General features: G+C 72.2%; 19 protein-coding genes. 5 read left to right on the plus strand and 14 right to left on the minus strand.

The window, feature by feature from the left end; all coding sequences use genetic code 11:
- Nucleotides 1-15: 15 nt before the first annotated feature.
- The 5 genes from rpsR to R9Z33_RS04600 all read right to left on the minus strand — a co-directional run bounded on the left by rpsR (nt 16) and on the right by R9Z33_RS04600 (nt 3,417).
- On the minus strand, nt 16-294 hold the full coding sequence (gene rpsR, locus R9Z33_RS04580) for a 30S ribosomal protein S18 (RefSeq protein ID WP_318650125.1): 279 nt from the start codon (nt 292-294) through the stop codon (nt 16-18).
- A gap of 4 nt (nt 295-298) precedes the next feature.
- The gene (gene rpsF / locus R9Z33_RS04585) at nt 299-775 is read right to left on the minus strand and encodes a 30S ribosomal protein S6 (protein ID WP_318650126.1); all 477 of its coding nucleotides are present in this window, start codon (nt 773-775) and stop codon (nt 299-301) included.
- A gap of 198 nt (nt 776-973) precedes the next feature.
- Nucleotides 974-1,243, minus strand: a complete 270-nt coding sequence (locus tag R9Z33_RS04590; protein WP_318650127.1) for a hypothetical protein — start codon at nt 1,241-1,243, stop codon at nt 974-976.
- A gap of 72 nt (nt 1,244-1,315) precedes the next feature.
- Complete coding sequence (locus R9Z33_RS04595; protein WP_318650128.1) at nt 1,316-2,494, minus strand: hypothetical protein; 1,179 nt, start codon at nt 2,492-2,494, stop codon at nt 1,316-1,318.
- Nucleotides 2,491-3,417, minus strand: coding sequence for a hypothetical protein (locus R9Z33_RS04600; protein WP_318650129.1), 927 nt, complete (start codon nt 3,415-3,417; stop codon nt 2,491-2,493). The genes R9Z33_RS04595 and R9Z33_RS04600 overlap by 4 nt, the downstream gene beginning before the upstream one ends.
- Nucleotides 3,418-3,587: 170 nt before the next feature.
- Here R9Z33_RS04600 and R9Z33_RS04605 point away from each other — a divergent pair, with 170 nt between their 5' ends.
- Nucleotides 3,588-4,934 carry a bifunctional heptose 7-phosphate kinase/heptose 1-phosphate adenyltransferase gene (locus R9Z33_RS04605; protein WP_318650130.1) on the plus strand — a complete coding sequence of 449 codons (1,347 nt, stop codon included), beginning with the start codon at nt 3,588-3,590 and terminating at the stop codon, nt 4,932-4,934.
- Between the two features lie 3 nt (nt 4,935-4,937).
- Here R9Z33_RS04605 and R9Z33_RS04610 read toward each other — a convergent pair whose 3' ends face one another.
- Nucleotides 4,938-5,270 (minus strand): hypothetical protein, encoded by a 333-nt coding sequence (locus R9Z33_RS04610; RefSeq protein ID WP_318650131.1) that lies wholly within the window; start codon nt 5,268-5,270, stop codon nt 4,938-4,940.
- Between the two features lie 104 nt (nt 5,271-5,374).
- Here R9Z33_RS04610 and R9Z33_RS04615 point away from each other — a divergent pair, with 104 nt between their 5' ends.
- The 3 genes from R9Z33_RS04615 (at nt 5,375) to R9Z33_RS04625 (ending at nt 6,915) form a co-directional block, all read left to right on the plus strand.
- Nucleotides 5,375-5,521, plus strand: coding sequence for a hypothetical protein (locus tag R9Z33_RS04615; RefSeq protein WP_318650132.1), 147 nt, complete (start codon nt 5,375-5,377; stop codon nt 5,519-5,521).
- A 183-nt stretch (nt 5,522-5,704) separates the two neighbouring features.
- Nucleotides 5,705-6,628, plus strand: a complete 924-nt coding sequence (gene nudC, locus R9Z33_RS04620; RefSeq protein ID WP_318650133.1) for an NAD(+) diphosphatase — start codon at nt 5,705-5,707, stop codon at nt 6,626-6,628.
- A complete protein-coding gene (locus R9Z33_RS04625) occupies nt 6,625-6,915 on the plus strand; it encodes a phosphoribosylamine--glycine ligase (protein WP_318650134.1) in 291 nt (96 codons plus the stop codon). Before nudC ends, R9Z33_RS04625 begins: the two co-directional genes overlap by 4 nt.
- A gap of 426 nt (nt 6,916-7,341) precedes the next feature.
- On the opposite strand, the gene R9Z33_RS04630 is transcribed toward R9Z33_RS04625, so the two are convergent.
- The 8 genes from R9Z33_RS04630 to R9Z33_RS04665 form a co-directional block, all read right to left on the minus strand.
- Nucleotides 7,342-8,352 carry a cytochrome d ubiquinol oxidase subunit II gene (locus R9Z33_RS04630; protein WP_318650135.1) on the minus strand — a complete coding sequence of 337 codons (1,011 nt, stop codon included), beginning with the start codon at nt 8,350-8,352 and terminating at the stop codon, nt 7,342-7,344.
- A gap of 4 nt (nt 8,353-8,356) precedes the next feature.
- Nucleotides 8,357-9,703: a cytochrome ubiquinol oxidase subunit I gene (locus R9Z33_RS04635; RefSeq protein WP_318650136.1), complete on the minus strand. Its 1,347-nt coding sequence runs from the start codon at nt 9,701-9,703 to the stop codon at nt 8,357-8,359.
- Nucleotides 9,704-9,707: 4 nt separating this feature from the next.
- The gene (locus R9Z33_RS04640) at nt 9,708-10,283 is read right to left on the minus strand and encodes a GbsR/MarR family transcriptional regulator (protein WP_213615648.1); all 576 of its coding nucleotides are present in this window, start codon (nt 10,281-10,283) and stop codon (nt 9,708-9,710) included.
- A gap of 117 nt (nt 10,284-10,400) precedes the next feature.
- Nucleotides 10,401-10,616: a DUF3126 family protein gene (locus R9Z33_RS04645; RefSeq protein WP_296736503.1), complete on the minus strand. Its 216-nt coding sequence runs from the start codon at nt 10,614-10,616 to the stop codon at nt 10,401-10,403.
- Nucleotides 10,613-11,263 (minus strand): DUF2459 domain-containing protein, encoded by a 651-nt coding sequence (locus tag R9Z33_RS04650; RefSeq protein ID WP_318650137.1) that lies wholly within the window; start codon nt 11,261-11,263, stop codon nt 10,613-10,615. Before R9Z33_RS04650 ends, R9Z33_RS04645 begins: the two co-directional genes overlap by 4 nt.
- A 1-nt stretch (nt 11,264) precedes the next feature.
- Entirely contained in the window at nt 11,265-11,753 is a 489-nt protein-coding gene (locus R9Z33_RS04655) for a universal stress protein (protein ID WP_318650138.1), read from the minus strand.
- Nucleotides 11,753-12,493: a TIGR02186 family protein gene (locus R9Z33_RS04660; RefSeq protein WP_318650139.1), complete on the minus strand. Its 741-nt coding sequence runs from the start codon at nt 12,491-12,493 to the stop codon at nt 11,753-11,755. Before R9Z33_RS04660 ends, R9Z33_RS04655 begins: the two co-directional genes overlap by 1 nt.
- Nucleotides 12,494-12,642: 149 nt before the next feature.
- Complete coding sequence (locus R9Z33_RS04665) at nt 12,643-13,569, minus strand: sulfite exporter TauE/SafE family protein (RefSeq protein WP_450104023.1); 927 nt, start codon at nt 13,567-13,569, stop codon at nt 12,643-12,645.
- Nucleotides 13,570-13,711: 142 nt separating this feature from the next.
- Between R9Z33_RS04665 and R9Z33_RS04670 the strand changes: the two genes are divergently transcribed.
- Nucleotides 13,712-15,247 carry a bifunctional metallophosphatase/5'-nucleotidase gene (locus tag R9Z33_RS04670; RefSeq protein WP_318650140.1) on the plus strand — a complete coding sequence of 512 codons (1,536 nt, stop codon included), beginning with the start codon at nt 13,712-13,714 and terminating at the stop codon, nt 15,245-15,247.
- Nucleotides 15,248-15,268 lie beyond the last annotated feature (21 nt).

A 15,268-nucleotide genomic window follows, 5' to 3' on the forward strand; every position in this document is an offset into this window, starting at 1 on the left:
CGGCCCGCCTGGGTGTCAGTCGTTGATCACGTAGGGCAGCAGGGCCAGGAAGCGGGCGCGCTTGATGGCATTCGCCAGTTCGCGCTGCTTCTTGCCGCTGACGGCGGTGATGCGGCTCGGCACGATCTTGCCGCGCTCGCTCAGGAAGCGGGACAGGAGGCGCACATCCTTGTGGTCGATCTTCGGCGCCTGCGGGCCCGAGAAGGGGCAGGACTTGCGGCGGCGATAGAAGGGACGGCGCGCGCCGACGGCGGCGCGGCGATTGGCGATGTTGGGTTCGGCGGATTCGCTCATCGGCTCACATCTCGTCGTTCAGGTTGAGGTCCATCTCGTCGCGCGGACGAGCCCGGAATTCCTCACGATCGTCACGGCCACCGGCGGCGCGGCCCGAGCCGAAGCGACCGGCGGGCTTGGGCCCACGGAAGCCGCGCTCGCGGTCACGGTCATCGGCGCGCTTGGCGAGGATGGCGGACGGCGTCTCCGGATCGATTTCCTCGACGCGGATCGTCAGCTCGCGCAGCACGTCCTCGTTCAGGCCGAGCTGACGGACGATTTCCTGCATGGCGGGGGCGGGGGCGTTGATCCCGAGGAGCATGTAGTGCCCCTTGCGGTTCTTCTTCACCTTGTAGGCGAGGCCGCGCAGGCCCCAATACTCGCGCTTGACGACGGCACCACCGTGCTCGCCGAGGGTCGTGCCGATATTGTCGGCGATCGCCTCGACCTGCTGCTGGGTCACATCATTGCGCGCGATGAACACGCATTCGTAGAGTGGCATGGTCTCTCCCTATGGCTGCTCAGCCCTGGCGGCCAACGGGGATCGTGGCGCGCAAGCGGGCATAGCCGCGGGCGTGCCAACGCCGGCGGCAGGGTGGCGCGCATAAAACACGCCTCGGCCTGCGAGTCCATGGGGGAATTGCGCGCTGCATGGCAGGCTTGCGCGGCTCCCTGCCGCCGGGGCCGCGCCGGGGAACCGCTAACGGCCGCGCGGCTTGCGGCCCGCCGCCACATAGGTGCAGCCATGCGGCGGCAGGTCGCCCGGCAGGAGTTCCAGCTCGGGCGCCTTCTCCGGCCATTCGGCGCGTGGGATCTCCAGCCGGGCGGCGGGCGGGATGCGCATCCATTGCCAGCCATCCATCGGCTGCCCGGGCAGCCACCAGAGCTTGAGCGGTGCGCGGCCCTTGCGCGGGATGGTGATCTGGCTGTGCGTCGGCCGGCTCAGCGGGCGGAAATGGGTCTCTGGCATCTGCGTCTCCCTGCGCTCCCTCATTGCATGCCGTCCGGCGGCGCGCGTTGCGCCACCGCAAGCCGCGGCCCCTCAGCGGCCGTCCAGCACGCGGCCCATGAAGCGGGTGATGCCGCGCTGCCAGCCCCAGGCGATGGCGGCCGGGCTGTCGGCGCCGAGCAGGATCACGCCCTCGCGCCAGGCGGGCAGGGCGGCGTCCAGCCGGGCGCGGGCGGCGGCATCGCCGGCCAGCAGCGCGGGGGTGAAGCGCAGACGGAGCTGCAGCCCGGCCAGCGCGCCCGGCCGCAGCAGGCGCAGAAGCTCGGGCTCCGCCTCGTCCAGCGCGAGGGTCCAGCCGCGCGCCGCGGCCAGGCGGCGCAGCAGGGCGAAGCCGGCTGGGTCGGCCAGCAGGTCCGCCACCGGGACGCCGACCATCAGGCGCGGCCGCCCGGCTGGGCCGAGCAGCGCCTCCAGCCGCAGGAACTCCGTCTCCAGCACGCTGGCCACGCTGAGCGGCAGGCAGGCATCGCCCAGCGCGCGCGCCTCCTGCGGGCGGGCCAGCTCTGCCAGCATCCGGCGCTCGGCGGCGAGGCGGAAGCGGCGCGCCAGCAGGGGGGCGGCAGCGAGGTCCCGCCCCGGCAGGACCGCGGCCGCGAGGTCGGGCAAGCAGGGGCGCAGCTCGGTCCAGAGGGGTTGCGGCTCGGCATCGCCGGGCGCGAGGCGCCAGATGGCCTGGCGGCGCAGGAAGGCGGCGAGGTTGGCGGTGACGAGCGCACGGGCCGCCGCATCCATCTCGGCCGCGCCGGGCGGGGGCAGGCCGGAGGGCGCGGGAAGCGGCGGCTCATCCCCCGGATCATCCAGGCCGAGCGCCGCCTCCACCACCGTCAGCAGCCGCGCCGCCTCGGCCGGCAGGCGCATCACCGGCAGCAGCGTCTCGGCCGGGATCTCGGGCAGCAGGCGGGAGAGGCCGCGCCGCGCTTCCTCCAGGTGGTCGCCGGGTGGCGGGGAGAGGGCGACGAGATCGCCGCCCGGCAATTCATAGAGACGCGCGCGGGTGGGGCGCAGCAGGGGCTCCAGCGCCTCGCGCACCAGGCGGTCATGCCGTGGCTCGCGCAGCCGGGGCGGGATGAGGGAGAGGCGGACATGCAGCACCCGCCGCTCCACGCCGGAATTGACGCAATCCCGCGCGAGGGCGGCCAGCGCCATGGCGTCGCGCAGCGTGGCGGCGGCATCCCAGCCGGGCTCGGGCGCGAGGGGGGCGAGGGCGTTCATGCCAGGCCCTCGTGCAGGATGCCAGGCGCGCGGCACCACCCGGGCACCGGCCGGCCGAGGGCGATGAGGCGGGGCGGCAGCAGGGGCGGCGGTGCCTCGGCGGCCGGGATCACCCAGGTGATGTCCGGCAGGTCCAGCGCAGCGGGGGCGGCCGCGTCATTCGCCAGCAGGCCGATCGCCCAGCCCGCCGCGCGCAGCGCGCCGGTGGCGCGGGCGAAGGCGCCGGGGTTGGCAAGGGCGGCGAGCGGCAGCAGGGCCAGCGGCCCATCCGGATCGCCCGGCGGGCCGGCGCGCAGCGCACCGCCCGACAGCCCGGCCAGCGGCACGTCGAGGATCAGGCGAAGGCCAGGGCGCAGCGGCGGCAATTGCCCGCGCTCGGCAGGATTGGTCAGCGCGGCGAGCAGGCGGCGGCAGAGCCCTTCGCGGGCCATCGCCTCCAGCCCGGGATCATCGAGGCCGAGCGGCGCGGGGCCGAGGCGCTGGGCCACCGGCGCACCCCCCGCGCCGGCGGCGAAGAGGGTGAGGCGCGCCGCCTCGGCCAGGCGCAGCCGCGCCACATGCGCCTCCAGCGCCGCGAGGTTCCAGGGCGGCGCGGGCGGGGCCAGGGCGGCCGCCTCGGCGCGGGCGGCGAGGGGCTGTTCCGCGGCGGGGAGGGGGAAGCTTTCGGGCGGCAGGCCGGTCAGTTCGGTGATGGCCTGGGCGGCGCGCTGGCCGGGGCCGGGGGTGGCGGTCAGCAGCAGGTCGCCGCCGGGCAGGGCGAGCACCTGGCCCCCGCCCAGCACCGCCGCCTCCTCCAGCAGGGCACGGGCCAGGCGGCGGGCGCCGCGCGGGCCGCGCGCAGGTTGCAGAACCGCAAGGCCGCCGGCGGGCAGGGCGGCCAGGGCGCTGCGCCAAGCGGGGATCTGGGGGGGTGGGATGGTCATTCGGACGGCACCTCCTGCGCCAAAACAGGGAGATACCGCGCAAGCCTTAACCAATGTTTATACCGGGCGGGTGAAAGATTCCGTCACAATCTGTTGCGGCCCCGCCCCCGGCTGCGCTACCCAAAGACCATATGCCCTCCAGGTTGCCCCCCTCGACCGGACGAGACGCCGTGACCCCCGCCCAACTCGCGGATGCGGTGCGCGCCATGGCGCGTGGCGCCGTCCTCGTCGTCGGCGATGCCATGGTGGACCGCTATGTCCATGGCCATGTCAGCCGGATCAGCCCCGAAGCGCCGGTTCCCGTCCTCACCGTGGAGCGCGAGGTCGTGCTGCCCGGCGGCGCGGGCAATGTGGTCCGCAACCTCACCGCGCTGGGCGCGGCCGTCGCCTTCGTCTCGGTGGTGGGGGACGACAATGCCGGCAGTGACCTGACGGGCCTGATCGGCGGCCAGCCGCGCGTCGAGCCCTGGCTGCTGGTGCAGGGCGGGCGGACCACCACGACCAAGACGCGCTTCGTCTCCGGCGGGCAGCACCTGCTGCGGACCGATCGTGAGCAGGCCGCGCCCATCCACCCGCGCCTCGCCGACCGGCTGGTGAAGATCGCCTCCGACGCGGTGGCCGCGACCACCACGCTGGTGCTCTCGGACTACAAGAAGGGCGTGCTGGCGGGCGACATCCCGGCGCGGCTCATCGCCTCGGCCCGCGCGGCCAATCGCCGCGTCGTGGTGGACCCCAAGGGCGGCGACCATGGCCGCTTCGCCGGCGCCGACCTCATCATCCCCGAGCCCGAGGAACTGGCCGGAGCCACCGGCATGCCGGTGCATGACGAGGCCTCGGTGGCGCTGGCGGCGAGCCACCTGCTGCGCGCCCACAATTTCCGCGCGGTGCTGGTGCCGCGCGCGCCGGATGGCCTCACCCTCGTCGAGCGCGAGGCGGATGGCAGCGAGACGGTGCGCCATTTCCGCGCCGAGGCGTCGGAGGTGCATGACCCCGCGGGCGGCGGCGATGCCGTCGTGGCCGTGGTGGCCGCCGGCCTCGCCACCGGGCTCTCGCTGGCTTCCGTGGCGCGACTCGCCGCTCTGGCGCTCGGCATCGTCAGCCGCAAGTCGGGCATCGCGCCGGTGCGGGCCGAGGAATTGCTGGAAGGCCTGGCGCCAGGCCGGACGGCCATGCGCAAGCTCGTCTCCCTGCCGCTCGCGGCCGAGGTGATCGAGCGCTGGCGGCACCGCGGCTGGCGCATCGGCCTGCTGCAGGTGAATGGCGCGCCCTGCCCCGAGGCGATGACCGAGCAGGCGCGCCGCTGGTGCGACCGCCTGCTCGTCGGCGTGCAGGATGAGGGCGAGATGGCGGGCCTGATGGCCGCACGGCCCGAGGTGGACCTTGTCGCCATCGGCGCGGACCATGGCGGCGAGGACCTGCTGCGCCTGCTGCGGCCCGACGTGCTGGTCGCGCCCTCGCCGAATGACGCGCTGGCGGCGCTGCTCAGCGAATGGGGCGGCGAGTTGCGCGCCGTCTGAGGTTCAGCGCGGCGTCATGCGCTCCACCAGCATGACATGCAGCGAGCGCCCGCAATCCATGTTGCCCTGGCACGAGGGATGCAGCACCTGGCCTGGCCGCCAGACCAGCGTCACCCGGCGGCCCATCACGGCCTCGGCCTGCTCGCACATTTCGAAGGACGCCATCCAGGTTCGGGTGCTGCCCGCCTCGTCGCGGATGCGCAGGTAGCAGGCGATGTCGCCCGCATCGGCGCCGAGGAGTGTGCCGCGCAGTGGCGGCGCGTTCTGCGCCTGGGCCGTGCCCGTGACGAGAAGCAGCGCGAGCGCCGCAGCGTGAAGGCCCCGATTGGCACGCATGGCCGATCCCTCCGTGGTTGCGGATAAAAATTCAGCGCGGACGATGCGGTTGTGCAATCACATTGTTCTGCAACCGGCCCGCCGCGCCCGGCGTTGCCTGCTGCATGAAGCCAGACGACAAGCCGCGAACCATCACCACCACCGAGGTCCGGCAGGGCCAGACGGTCAACATGACGCGCTGGGTGCTGATCTTCGGCCTGGCCCTCGTGGTGCCGGCCCTCGTCCTCGCCTGGCTGTTCACGCGCGGCTAGGGCGTGATGCGCTGTGGCGGAATCGCCGAAGCGCTGAATCATCTTCTCGGCCAGGGCCAGGCCCTGCGGGGTGAACGCAGCCTGGTCCAGCGCGCCGCCCTTCCGCGGCGGCTTGGCCCGGGGTTGCGCGATGGGGCTGGGGCCGGGATTTCCGGCCGCGCGCATCCGCGTTAGGGTCGCGCCATGCTCATGATCCCCGCCAGCCGCGCCAATGTGTACACCGGCAGCCCGCTCGACCGCTGCTCCGGCCAGCGGGACGACGAGGCCTTCATGGCCGCCGCGCTGGCCGATGAGGCGGCGCTCTTCGTCCCGGTCTGGCGCAGCCGCAGCCTGATGCTGGGGGTGGAGCAGGGCAAGCCGGAGGCGGTGCTGCTCAGCCGTGGCGGCGCCGAGGCGGTGCGGATGGCGGGCGGGCCCTGGGCCTTCCTCGGCCTCTGGGACAAGCGGCCGGTCTTCGCGGTGGATTGCTCGCACGCCGATGACCCGCTGCCGCTGCTGCCCGAGGGCATGGGCAGCTTTTCCGACCTCCGCGGCGTGGCCGGCCTGCTGCCCGAGGGCGAGGCGAGCGTGCTGGCGCATGCGCGGGGCCTGATGCATTGGCGGGTGAAGCACCGCTATTGCGGCGTCTGCGGCGCGCCCACCGAGCCGCGCAGCGCCGGCAATGCCATGCAATGCACGGGTTGCGGCGCGCAGCATTTCCCGCGCACGGACCCGGCCGTGATCATGCTGGTGGTGCGCGGCGACAGCTGCCTGCTCGGCCATTCGCATCGCTTCCCGAATGTGACGATGTATTCGACGCTGGCCGGCTTCGTGGAGCCGGGCGAGAGCTTCGAGGAGGCGGTGCGGCGCGAGGTGATGGAGGAGGCGGGCATCCAGGTCGGCTGGGTGAGCTATCACTCGTCGCAGCCTTGGCCCTTCCCGTCCTCGATCATGATCGGCTTCCACGCCGAGGGGTTGAGCGAGGAGATCACGATCGATCCCGAGGAGCTGAAGGATGCGCGCTGGTTCACGCGGGATGAGCTGCGCCGCCACCAGGAGCTTGGCTTTTCCCTGCCGCGCGCGGATTCCATCGCGCGGCGCCTGATCGAGGATTGGCTTTCGGCATGAAGACCCTGCCCCTTTCGCTTCCCCTGGCCCTGACCTTGTTGGTCGCCGGCTGCGGCGGGCTCGAGCCCGTTGCGGCGCCGCCGGTGATGAACGACCCGGTCTGCCGCGCCGAGGCGACGCGCGGGCCCGAGCGCGATGCGGCCCGGCAGTCGAACTTCACGAACCAGACGCAGGTGCGTTTCCTGCAGAACCAGGAGAACGAGGCGGAGCGCCGCCTCTACAATGACTGCCTCCGCCGCCGCGGCCTGCCCTCGCCGGGTGGTGTGGAAGCGATCCAGCGCAGCTGACGGGTGGCCCGAAGGGCCGCCCTCAGGACACAGCACCTTCCCCGCGAAGCCGGTTCCGCCCTCCAGGAATCCGCGCCGGACAGGCGCGGCGGGATGCTTCAGCATCCCGAAGCCAAGGCCGCGGACGCGGCCGCCCGACGTTTGAGGGCACAGCCAAGACTTATCCGCGCCGAACAGGCGCGGCGGGATGCTTCAGCATCCCGAAGCCAAGGCCGCGGGCGCGGCCGCCCGGCGTTTGAGGGCACAGCCAAGACTGATCCGCGCCGGACAGGCGCGGCGGGATGCTTCAGCATCCCGAAGCCAAGGCCGCGGCCGCCCGGCGTTTGAGGGCACGGCCAAGACTGATCCGCGCCGGACAGGCGCGGCGGGATGCTTCAGCCTCCCGGAGCCAGGCGCGCGGATGCGCGCGCCCGGCGTCCGAGGGCGTCAGTAATACCTCAGCTCCTTCGCCTTGCCGCCAAAGATGCGCCAGATGAAGAAGGTGTAGAGGCCGATCATCGGCAGCACGGCCAGCGCGCCGACGAGGATGATGACCAGCGATTCCGGCGCGCTGGCCGCCTGGAAGATGGTCAGCTTCTCCGGCACCACATAGGGCCAGAAGCTGTAGGCCAGGCCCTGGAAGCAGAGCACGAAAATCGCCGCGGTGGCGGCGAAGGGCACCCAGTCCAGGCTGTTGTCGGCACGCGGGAAGCGGCGCAGGAAGATGTGCAGCAGCAGGAACAGCGCGCCGGTGGCGAGCGGGATGGGCGCCAGCGCCAGCGTGTCGGGCATGCTGAACCAGCGCTCGAAGATGCGTGGGCTGGCGATGGGCGTCGCCGCACTCACCGCCAGCACGCCGGCCCAGCTGATATAGAGGGCGCGGCGCGCCCAGGTTGCGGCCAGCAGCTGCAGCGGGCCCTCGCCCCGCCAGACCAGCCAGCAGGCGCCGATCAGCGCATAGGCGGAGACGGTGAAGATGCCGGTGAGCATGGCGAAGCCGAAGGCGAGCCAGCCCTCGGCGAAGCCCAGGATGTAGCTGCCCAGCATCCAGCCCTGGCTGAAGGCGGCCAGGATGGAGCCGCCCTGGAAGACGACATCCCAGCGCGGCTTCTGCGTGACGGGCGCCTTGGCGCGGAATTCGAAGGCCACGCCGCGCAGGATCAGGCCCATGAGCATGAGCGCGACCGGGATGTAGAGCGCGGTGAGGATCACGCCATGCGCAGCGGGGAAGGCCACCAGCAGGAGGCCGACACCCAGCACCAGCCAGGTCTCGTTCGCGTCCCAGAAGGGGCCGATGCTGGCCACCATGCGGTCCCGCATCGCTTCGTCATCCGTGCCGCGCAGCAGGATGCCGACGCCGAGGTCGAAGCCGTCCAGCACGGCATAGAGCAGCATGGCGACCGCCATGAGCACCGCGAAGGTGATGGGCAGCCAGGCGCCTGGGGGCAGGGTGTCCATCGCTCTACTCCGCCGGAAGGGGCTTGGTGGAACCCTGCCCGCCGAGCTTCTCGGGCTCGGGCGCCGTCGGGCGGCGGGCCAGGTGCATCAGCGTCAGGATATAGGCCAGCAGCAGCGCCGCGTAGAGCGCCAGGTACATGATGAGCGAGCCGAGGATGGTGGTGGCCGCGACCGGCCCCGCCGCCTCGCCTGTGCGCAGGATGCCGGTGACGAGCCAGGGCTGGCGGCCGATCTCGGTCACGTACCAGCCGGCCAGCGTCGCCACCCAGCCGGAGAAGGTCATCCCCACCAGGACGCGGGCGAGGGTGGGCGTGATGCCGCGCTTGCGCAGCGTCCAGGCGCCCCACCAGGAGACGAGCAGCATGAGCACGCCGACGCCCACCATGATGCGGAAGGCGAAGAAGACGGGCGCGACCGGCGGGTGGTCATTGCCGAATTCGTTGATGCCCTTCACCTCGCCATCCAGCGAATGGGTCAGGATGAGGCTGCCGAGATAGGGGATCTTGATCTCGTAGTTGTTGGTGCGCGTGGCCGCGTCCGGGATGGCGAAGAGCACGAGGCCGGGGCCGCGCTCGGTCTCCCAGATGCCCTCCATGGCGGCGATCTTCTGCGGCTGGTGCTTCAGCGTGTTGAGGCCATGCGCGTCGCCCGCGAACATCTGGATGGGGATGAGGATGGCGCCCAGCACCACGCCGGTCTTCAGCGCGCGGACCACGCCCGGCGAATGGTCGCCGCGCAGCCAGCGCCAGGAGGAAAGCCCCGCCATGAGGAAGGCGACGGTGAGGCCCGAGGCCAGCATCATGTGCGCGAGGCGATACGGCATGGAGGGGTTGAAGATGATCGCCATCCAGTCCGTCGCGTGGACCACGCCCTCGCGGATCTCGTAGCCCGTCGGCGTGTGCATCCAGGAGTTCAGCACGATGATCCAGAAGGCGGACATGCTGGTCCCGCCGGCCACCAGCAGGGTGGCCAGGGTGTGGATGCGGTTGGGCACGCGGCCATAGCCGAAGAGCATGACGGCGAGGAACGAGGCTTCGAGGAAGAAGGCCGTCAGCACCTCATAGGCCAGCAGCGGCCCGGCGACATTGCCGACGCGCTCCATGAAGCCCGGCCAGTTGGTGCCGAACTGGAAGGACATGGTGACACCCGAGACGACGCCGAGCGCGAAGGTCAGCGCGAAGACCTTCACCCAGAACTTGTAGGCGTCCATCCAGGCGGCATCGCCCGTCTTGTCGAAGCGCAGCTTGAGGAAGAGCAGCACCCAGCCCAGCGCGATGGTGATGGTGGGAAAGAGGATGTGAAACGAGATATTCGCCGCAAACTGAATTCGGGCGAGGAGGATCGGGTCCATCAGATCAGGCCTTCTTCGAGGGGCGGTTGCGGCGGGTGACGATGTCCTGGAAGCGCTCGGTCGCCTCCAGCACGCGGGCGACGCGGCCGCCCAGTTTGAGCAGAGCGATCAGACGTTCATCTGGGAGTGATTTCACATCATCCATCCACCCGGTGAGAAGAGAAATCACTTCCAGCAGGTTTTCCATGCGGCCCTGGGCGTGCTCATCCGCCCGGGTGGCGGGCTTCTGCATGAGCACGTCGCGCAACAGCGAGAGCGTCGGGTCGATTTCCCGCTTGCGGCGCTCCTCCGCCAGGATGCGGACGATCTGCCAGACGTCGTCGGGGGTGGTGAAATGCTCGCGCCGGTCGCCGGGGAGGTGCTGGAGCTTCACGAGGCGCCAGGTCTCCAGCTCCTTCAGTCCCATGGAGACGTTGGAGCGGGAGAAGCCGAGCTGCGCCACGATGTCATCGGCGCAGAGGGGGCGGTCGGAGAGGAAGAGCAGGGCGTAGATCTGCCCCACGGTGCGGTTGATGCCCCAGCGCGAGCCCATCTCGCCGAAGTGGAGAACGAAGGCGGCGGTGGCGGGGGGCAGGTCCATGCCCGTCAGTATGTTCAGGAATTTCTGAAAATCAAGGTAACACGCTCGGACATTCCGCAGGCGGTCCGGCCGGGCGCAACGCTGCCGCCCGGCCCCGAACCTTGCAGGAAGCTGGCGTCAGAGGTTCGGGAGGTCCTCGGCGAGGATGGAGATGGTGACGTGGTAGGTCACCTCGCCATCCTCGGCGTCGCGGTCCACGGTGCCGATGGTCTCGGCGCCGGCCAGCACTTCGACCGGGCCGTTGCGCGTGGCCGCGGCGCGGATCATCAGGTTGGAGCTGCCGAGCAGCTTGCGGAGATGGGCCTGGACGGCCTGGATTTCAGCGGGCTTCATGCCGCCGGGCTTAGACCCGCGGGCGCGGCTTGGCAAACGCCGGGGAGCCGCGCGGCCTGCCCCATCACCCCGCCCGAGAGGACCACGCCCTCGGCCCGCACCGGCAGGCCGCCGGCGGCCAGCATCCCGGCGGTCCAGGTGTTGCAGGTATAGGCCAGGCTGTAGCCGCGCGCGGCCCGGAAGAAGCGGCGGCCGGGGCGCGCCTCGATCAGCGCCAGGCCGTGCGAGGCCGGGCCGGGCGCGAAGCTGGCCAGCAGCGCCTCGCCCAGCGGCCCTTCTCCCAGCCGCGCGGGGGCCACGGGGAGGCGCAGCGCGCGGGCAGGGATGCCGGACCAGGCGGTCACCTGCAGCGCGGCCTCGCCCGGGAAGGGGCCGGCCAGCCATTCGGCGGGGCCGGGCGATTCCGCCAGCATGAAGTGCCGCTTGCCGAAGCCGAAGAAGACCAGCGCCGCCTCGGGGAAGATGGCGGCGAGCGGGGGCGGCAGGAGGGCGGGCGGCAGGCCGATCTCGGTGTGCCAGCCGGCGTCGAGCAGCCAGAGCGCCGGGCCGGGCGCCGCCACGCAGCGGGGCAGATCAGCCAGAGTTGCGGGCATTGTGGCGCAGGCGGGCAGGGCCAGCGCCGCCAGCAGCACGCCACGCCGTGTCACGTCAGGTGACGCGGTCCAGCTCCGCATCGCTCATGCTACCGGGCACGATGGTCATGGGCACGGTCATGCGCCCGGCGAGCTTGCCGGTCAGCGCCGTCACCAGCGGGCCCGGGCCCTTGGCATTGGCGGCGGTGGCGAGCACGAGGATGGAGATGCGCGGATCCTCCTCCAGCAGGGCCAGCAGCTCGTCGGCCACCTTGCCCTCGCGCGTGATGAGGATGGGCAGGCCGCCGGTGATGTCGCGCACCTGGGCGGCGAGGCCGGCCAGCGTCGCCTCGGCCTCGTCGCGGCGCTCCTCGGCCATCATGGCGCCGATGCCGGCCCATTCGCTCTGCTCGACCGGCTCGACCACGCGCAGCAGGGCGACGCGGCCGCCGGACTTGGCGGCGCGCAGCGCGGCGTAGCGCAGCGCCACGGCACGCTCCGGGCTGTCATCCACGACGACGAGGAAGACGCGGTCGCGCCGGGCGGCTTCGGAAGCTTCGGGCATCAGTTTCTCCGAAAGAGCACGCTGCCGAGCCAGCCGGCGAGGGCGGCCAGGATGATGCAGATGAGAGCGTAGAGCACCGGCTGGCCGCGCGCGACTCTCTCGATCTCGGCCGCGGTGCCCACGCGCTCGACGATGAAGCCCAGTTGCTCGGTCGCCACCACGCGGCGGGCGCGGACCAGCATCACCTCGACGCGGTAGGAGCCAGGCTGGACGGTGGAGGGCAACGGCAGGCGCAGGTTGAACAGGCGCGAGCCCGCGATCTCGATCGGCTGCGCGTCCTCCTGCCAGAGGTTGGCGGATTGCTTCAGCGAGGCCAGCGCCCGGCGGAAGCCCGGCGCGCGCGCGCCGGTCGAGTTGAGCGGGATGGTGGCGAGGCCGATGCCGCGCGCCTGGCGGACATCCTCCGGCAGCAGGAGGGAGGCGGGGCGCGTGCCGGCGACGGCGTAGAAGCCGGGGACGTTCTCGAACCGGGCGGAGGGGCCGTTGAACCAGAGGCCCAGCACCTCGACCTTGCGGCGCACGACGAAGGGGCCGGAGGGGCCGCGCGCCAGGATGATGACCTCATCTCCGCCCGGCCCGAGCGGCTCCTCGGTGCTGCCGAAGACGAGGATGCTCTCGCCCACGAAGGCGGTGGTGATGGCGACGCGCTCGGTGGAGAGGCGGGCGACGAGGGGGGAGGGCTGGGCGAAAGCGAGGGCGGGGAGAAGCAGGAGCGCCGCAAGGCACGCGGCCCAGCCCAACCGCAGGGCCGCCAGTTGAAGATCCGGCCGCAACGCGGCCGGCGCCGCCCAACCGGACGCACGGCCTGGCGCGACAACGGCGCGGCGAAGCGAAGCCGCCGGAGGCGGCGCCCGGTGCCTGAGGGCATCAAGAAATTCGCGGGTGCCCATTACCAACCGGGCCCGACGGAGAACAGGTTCTCCGGCACCCGCCAGAGATCCCACAGCAGCGAGCCCGCGACCCCCAGCACCAGCAGGCCGAGCAGCGCGCGCGTCTCCTCGCCGCGCAGCTTGCCGCCCATGGCCGCGCCGAATTGCGCGCCCGCGACACCGCCGAGCAGCAGCAGCAGCGTCAGCACGATGTCCACGCCGCCCACCTGGATGGCCTGCAGGAAGGTGACCGAGGCGGTGACGCAGACCACCTGGAAGAGCGAGGTGCCGATGACCACCGCCGTCGGCATGCCGAGGATGTAGATCATGGCCGGCACCAGCATGAAGCCGCCGCCGACGCCCATGATCGCCGAGAGGATGCCGATGACGAAGCCCACCATCAGCGGCGGGATGATGGAGATGTAGAGGCGGCTCTTGCGGAAGCGCAGCTTGAACGGCAGGCCATGCGCCCAGGAATGCGTGTGCAGCCGGACCTGCTGCTTGCGGGAGCGGCGGAAGATGGCGCGCACGCTCTCCATCACCATCAGCGTGCCGACGGCGCCGAGCACGACGACGTAGAAGACGGCGACCGCCGCATCCACCTGGCCCGCGCGGCGCAGCATCGCGAAGATCTGCACGCCCACCACGCTGCCCACCAGGCCGCCCGCCACCAGCACGCCGCCCATCTGCCAGTCCACATTCTGCCGCCGCGCCTGGGCGATGAGGCCGGAGACGGAGGCGCCCAGCGTCTGGTTGGCGCCCGAGGCGACGGCGACGGTGGAGGGGATGCCGATCAGCATGAGCATGGGCGTCAGCAGGAAGCCGCCGCCGACGCCGAAGAGGCCCGAGAGCCAGCCCACGACGAAGCCGATGCCCACCAGCATCAGGGCATCCACGCTCATTTCGGCGATGGGCAGGTAGATCTGCAAGTGCGGCGACCGGGACATGACATGGGTCCACACGGCCCCGGGGGCGGCGCGCATGGCAGGGCCCCAGACTTCACCCGCAATGATGGCATGGCAAGGGCAGAAGCGATGTCATGCGGCATCTGCTTGCGGGCCGGGGCGTTTCGGCCACAGAAGAGGGATCATGTTCGCTCGCCGCACGCTTCCCCTCCTGCTGTCGCCCGGCCTGGGCGCCCCGGCCTTGCGCCCCGCCCGTGCCCAGGTGGCCACGCGCATGGCGCTGCTGCACCTGAACGACTTCCACAGCCGGCATGAGCCGATCGCGGTCACATCCGCCGTGTGCCGGCCCGATCCCCAGGGCGGGGGCGAGGCCTGCTTCGGCGGCTCGGCGCGGATGGCCACGGCGATCGCCGAGGGGCGGGAGGCGGCGCGGGCCGATGGGCGCGCGGCGCTGCTGCTGGAGGCGGGGGATGCGTTCCTCGGCAGCCTCTTCTTCACGCAGCATGAAGGCCAGGCGGAGGCGCAGGTGCAGCGCGCCTGGGGCGTGCAGGGCTTCGCGCTGGGCAACCACGAATTCGACCTGGGGCCCGAGGTGCTGGCCCGCTACATCGCGGCCGTGCCCTTCCCGGTGCTCTCGGCCAATCTGGACGCGACGGCGGAACCCGCGCTGGCCGGCAAGGTCTGGCCCACCATCGCCTTCCGGCGGGAGGCGATGCGCGTGGTGGTGGTGGGGCTGACCACGCCGGACACGCCGGGCATCTCCTCCTCCGGGCCCAACCTGCGCTTCACCGACCCGCTGGAGGCGGCGAACCGCGCGGTATGGGAGGCACGGCGCGAGGGGCCGGCGACGGTGGTCGTGCTCTCGCATCTGGGCCTCTCGCAGGACCGGCGGCTGGCGGCCGAGGTGGCGGGCGTGGACGTGATCCTGGGCGGGCATTCGCACACGCTGGTGGCGCCGCCCGTGGTGGTGGAGGGGCCGGACCGGCCGGTGACGATCGTCCAGGCGGGCGCCTTCGGCCGCTGGCTCGGCCGGCTCGACCTGGATCTCGCAGCGGATGGGCGGGTCACGCTTGCCGTGCAGCAGATGCGCGAATTGACGGCGAACATCGCAGAGGATGCGACGGTGGCGGCGCTGGTGGCGCAACTTGGCGCACCGCTGGAGGCGCTGCGGCGCCGCGTGGTGGGGCGGCTGCCGGCGCCGCTGAGCACGGCCGGCTGCGGCCTGGGCCCCTGTGAGATCGGCCAGCTGGTGGCCGAGGTGATGCGCGCGGCGTCCGGCGCCGAGATCGGCTGGCAGAATGGCGGCGGCGTGCGCACGGGGCTGCCCGCCGGCGAGGTGACGATGGGCGATGTGCTGGCCTCGCTCCCCTTCGGCAACACGACGGCGCGGATGGTGTTGCGCGGCGCGGCGGTGCTGGAGGCGCTGGAGAACGGGCTCTCGCGCCTGCCCGAGTCCTCGGGGCGCTTCCCGCAGACGGCGGGGCTGCGCTTCACCGCCGATGCGGCGCGGCCGGTCGGCAGCCGCGTGGTCGCGGCCGAGGTGCGCGAGGCGGATGGGACCTGGCGGCCGCTGGAGGCGGGGCGCGCCTACAGCGTTGCGACCAACAGCTTCCTGCGGCGCGGCGGCGATGGCTACCGCGTCTTCGCCGAGGGGGTGCTGGAGGCGCGGGATGACGGGCCCGCGCTGGATGACCTGCTGGCGCGGACGCTCGCGCGGTAGCACGCAATTCCGGCGTGACAG

It is taken from the genome of Sediminicoccus rosea, from assembly GCF_033547095.1.
Taxonomy (GTDB): Bacteria; Pseudomonadota; Alphaproteobacteria; order Acetobacterales; family Acetobacteraceae; genus Roseococcus; species Roseococcus rosea.

What these genes read in the sequence shown, in the direction of transcription:
- rpsR (WP_318650125.1), bottom strand. Translation starts at nt 294, where the DNA reads ATGAGCGAATCCGCCGAACCCAACATCGCCAATCGCCGCGCCGCCGTC.
- rpsF (WP_318650126.1), bottom strand. Translation starts at nt 775, where the DNA reads ATGCCACTCTACGAATGCGTGTTCATCGCGCGCAATGATGTGACCCAG.
- R9Z33_RS04590 (WP_318650127.1), bottom strand. Translation starts at nt 1,243, where the DNA reads ATGCCAGAGACCCATTTCCGCCCGCTGAGCCGGCCGACGCACAGCCAG.
- R9Z33_RS04595 (WP_318650128.1), bottom strand. Translation starts at nt 2,494, where the DNA reads ATGAACGCCCTCGCCCCCCTCGCGCCCGAGCCCGGCTGGGATGCCGCC.
- R9Z33_RS04600 (WP_318650129.1), bottom strand. Translation starts at nt 3,417, where the DNA reads ATGACCATCCCACCCCCCCAGATCCCCGCTTGGCGCAGCGCCCTGGCC.
- R9Z33_RS04610 (WP_318650131.1), bottom strand. Translation starts at nt 5,270, where the DNA reads ATGCGTGCCAATCGGGGCCTTCACGCTGCGGCGCTCGCGCTGCTTCTC.
- R9Z33_RS04615 (WP_318650132.1), top strand. Translation starts at nt 5,375, where the DNA reads ATGAAGCCAGACGACAAGCCGCGAACCATCACCACCACCGAGGTCCGG.
- nudC (WP_318650133.1), top strand. Translation starts at nt 5,705, where the DNA reads ATGCTCATGATCCCCGCCAGCCGCGCCAATGTGTACACCGGCAGCCCG.
- R9Z33_RS04625 (WP_318650134.1), top strand. Translation starts at nt 6,625, where the DNA reads ATGAAGACCCTGCCCCTTTCGCTTCCCCTGGCCCTGACCTTGTTGGTC.
- R9Z33_RS04630 (WP_318650135.1), bottom strand. Translation starts at nt 8,352, where the DNA reads ATGGACACCCTGCCCCCAGGCGCCTGGCTGCCCATCACCTTCGCGGTG.
- R9Z33_RS04635 (WP_318650136.1), bottom strand. Translation starts at nt 9,703, where the DNA reads ATGGACCCGATCCTCCTCGCCCGAATTCAGTTTGCGGCGAATATCTCG.
- R9Z33_RS04640 (WP_213615648.1), bottom strand. Translation starts at nt 10,283, where the DNA reads ATGGACCTGCCCCCCGCCACCGCCGCCTTCGTTCTCCACTTCGGCGAG.
- R9Z33_RS04645 (WP_296736503.1), bottom strand. Translation starts at nt 10,616, where the DNA reads ATGAAGCCCGCTGAAATCCAGGCCGTCCAGGCCCATCTCCGCAAGCTG.
- R9Z33_RS04655 (WP_318650138.1), bottom strand. Translation starts at nt 11,753, where the DNA reads ATGCCCGAAGCTTCCGAAGCCGCCCGGCGCGACCGCGTCTTCCTCGTC.
- R9Z33_RS04665 (WP_450104023.1), bottom strand. Translation starts at nt 13,569, where the DNA reads ATGTCCCGGTCGCCGCACTTGCAGATCTACCTGCCCATCGCCGAAATG.
- R9Z33_RS04670 (WP_318650140.1), top strand. Translation starts at nt 13,712, where the DNA reads ATGTTCGCTCGCCGCACGCTTCCCCTCCTGCTGTCGCCCGGCCTGGGC.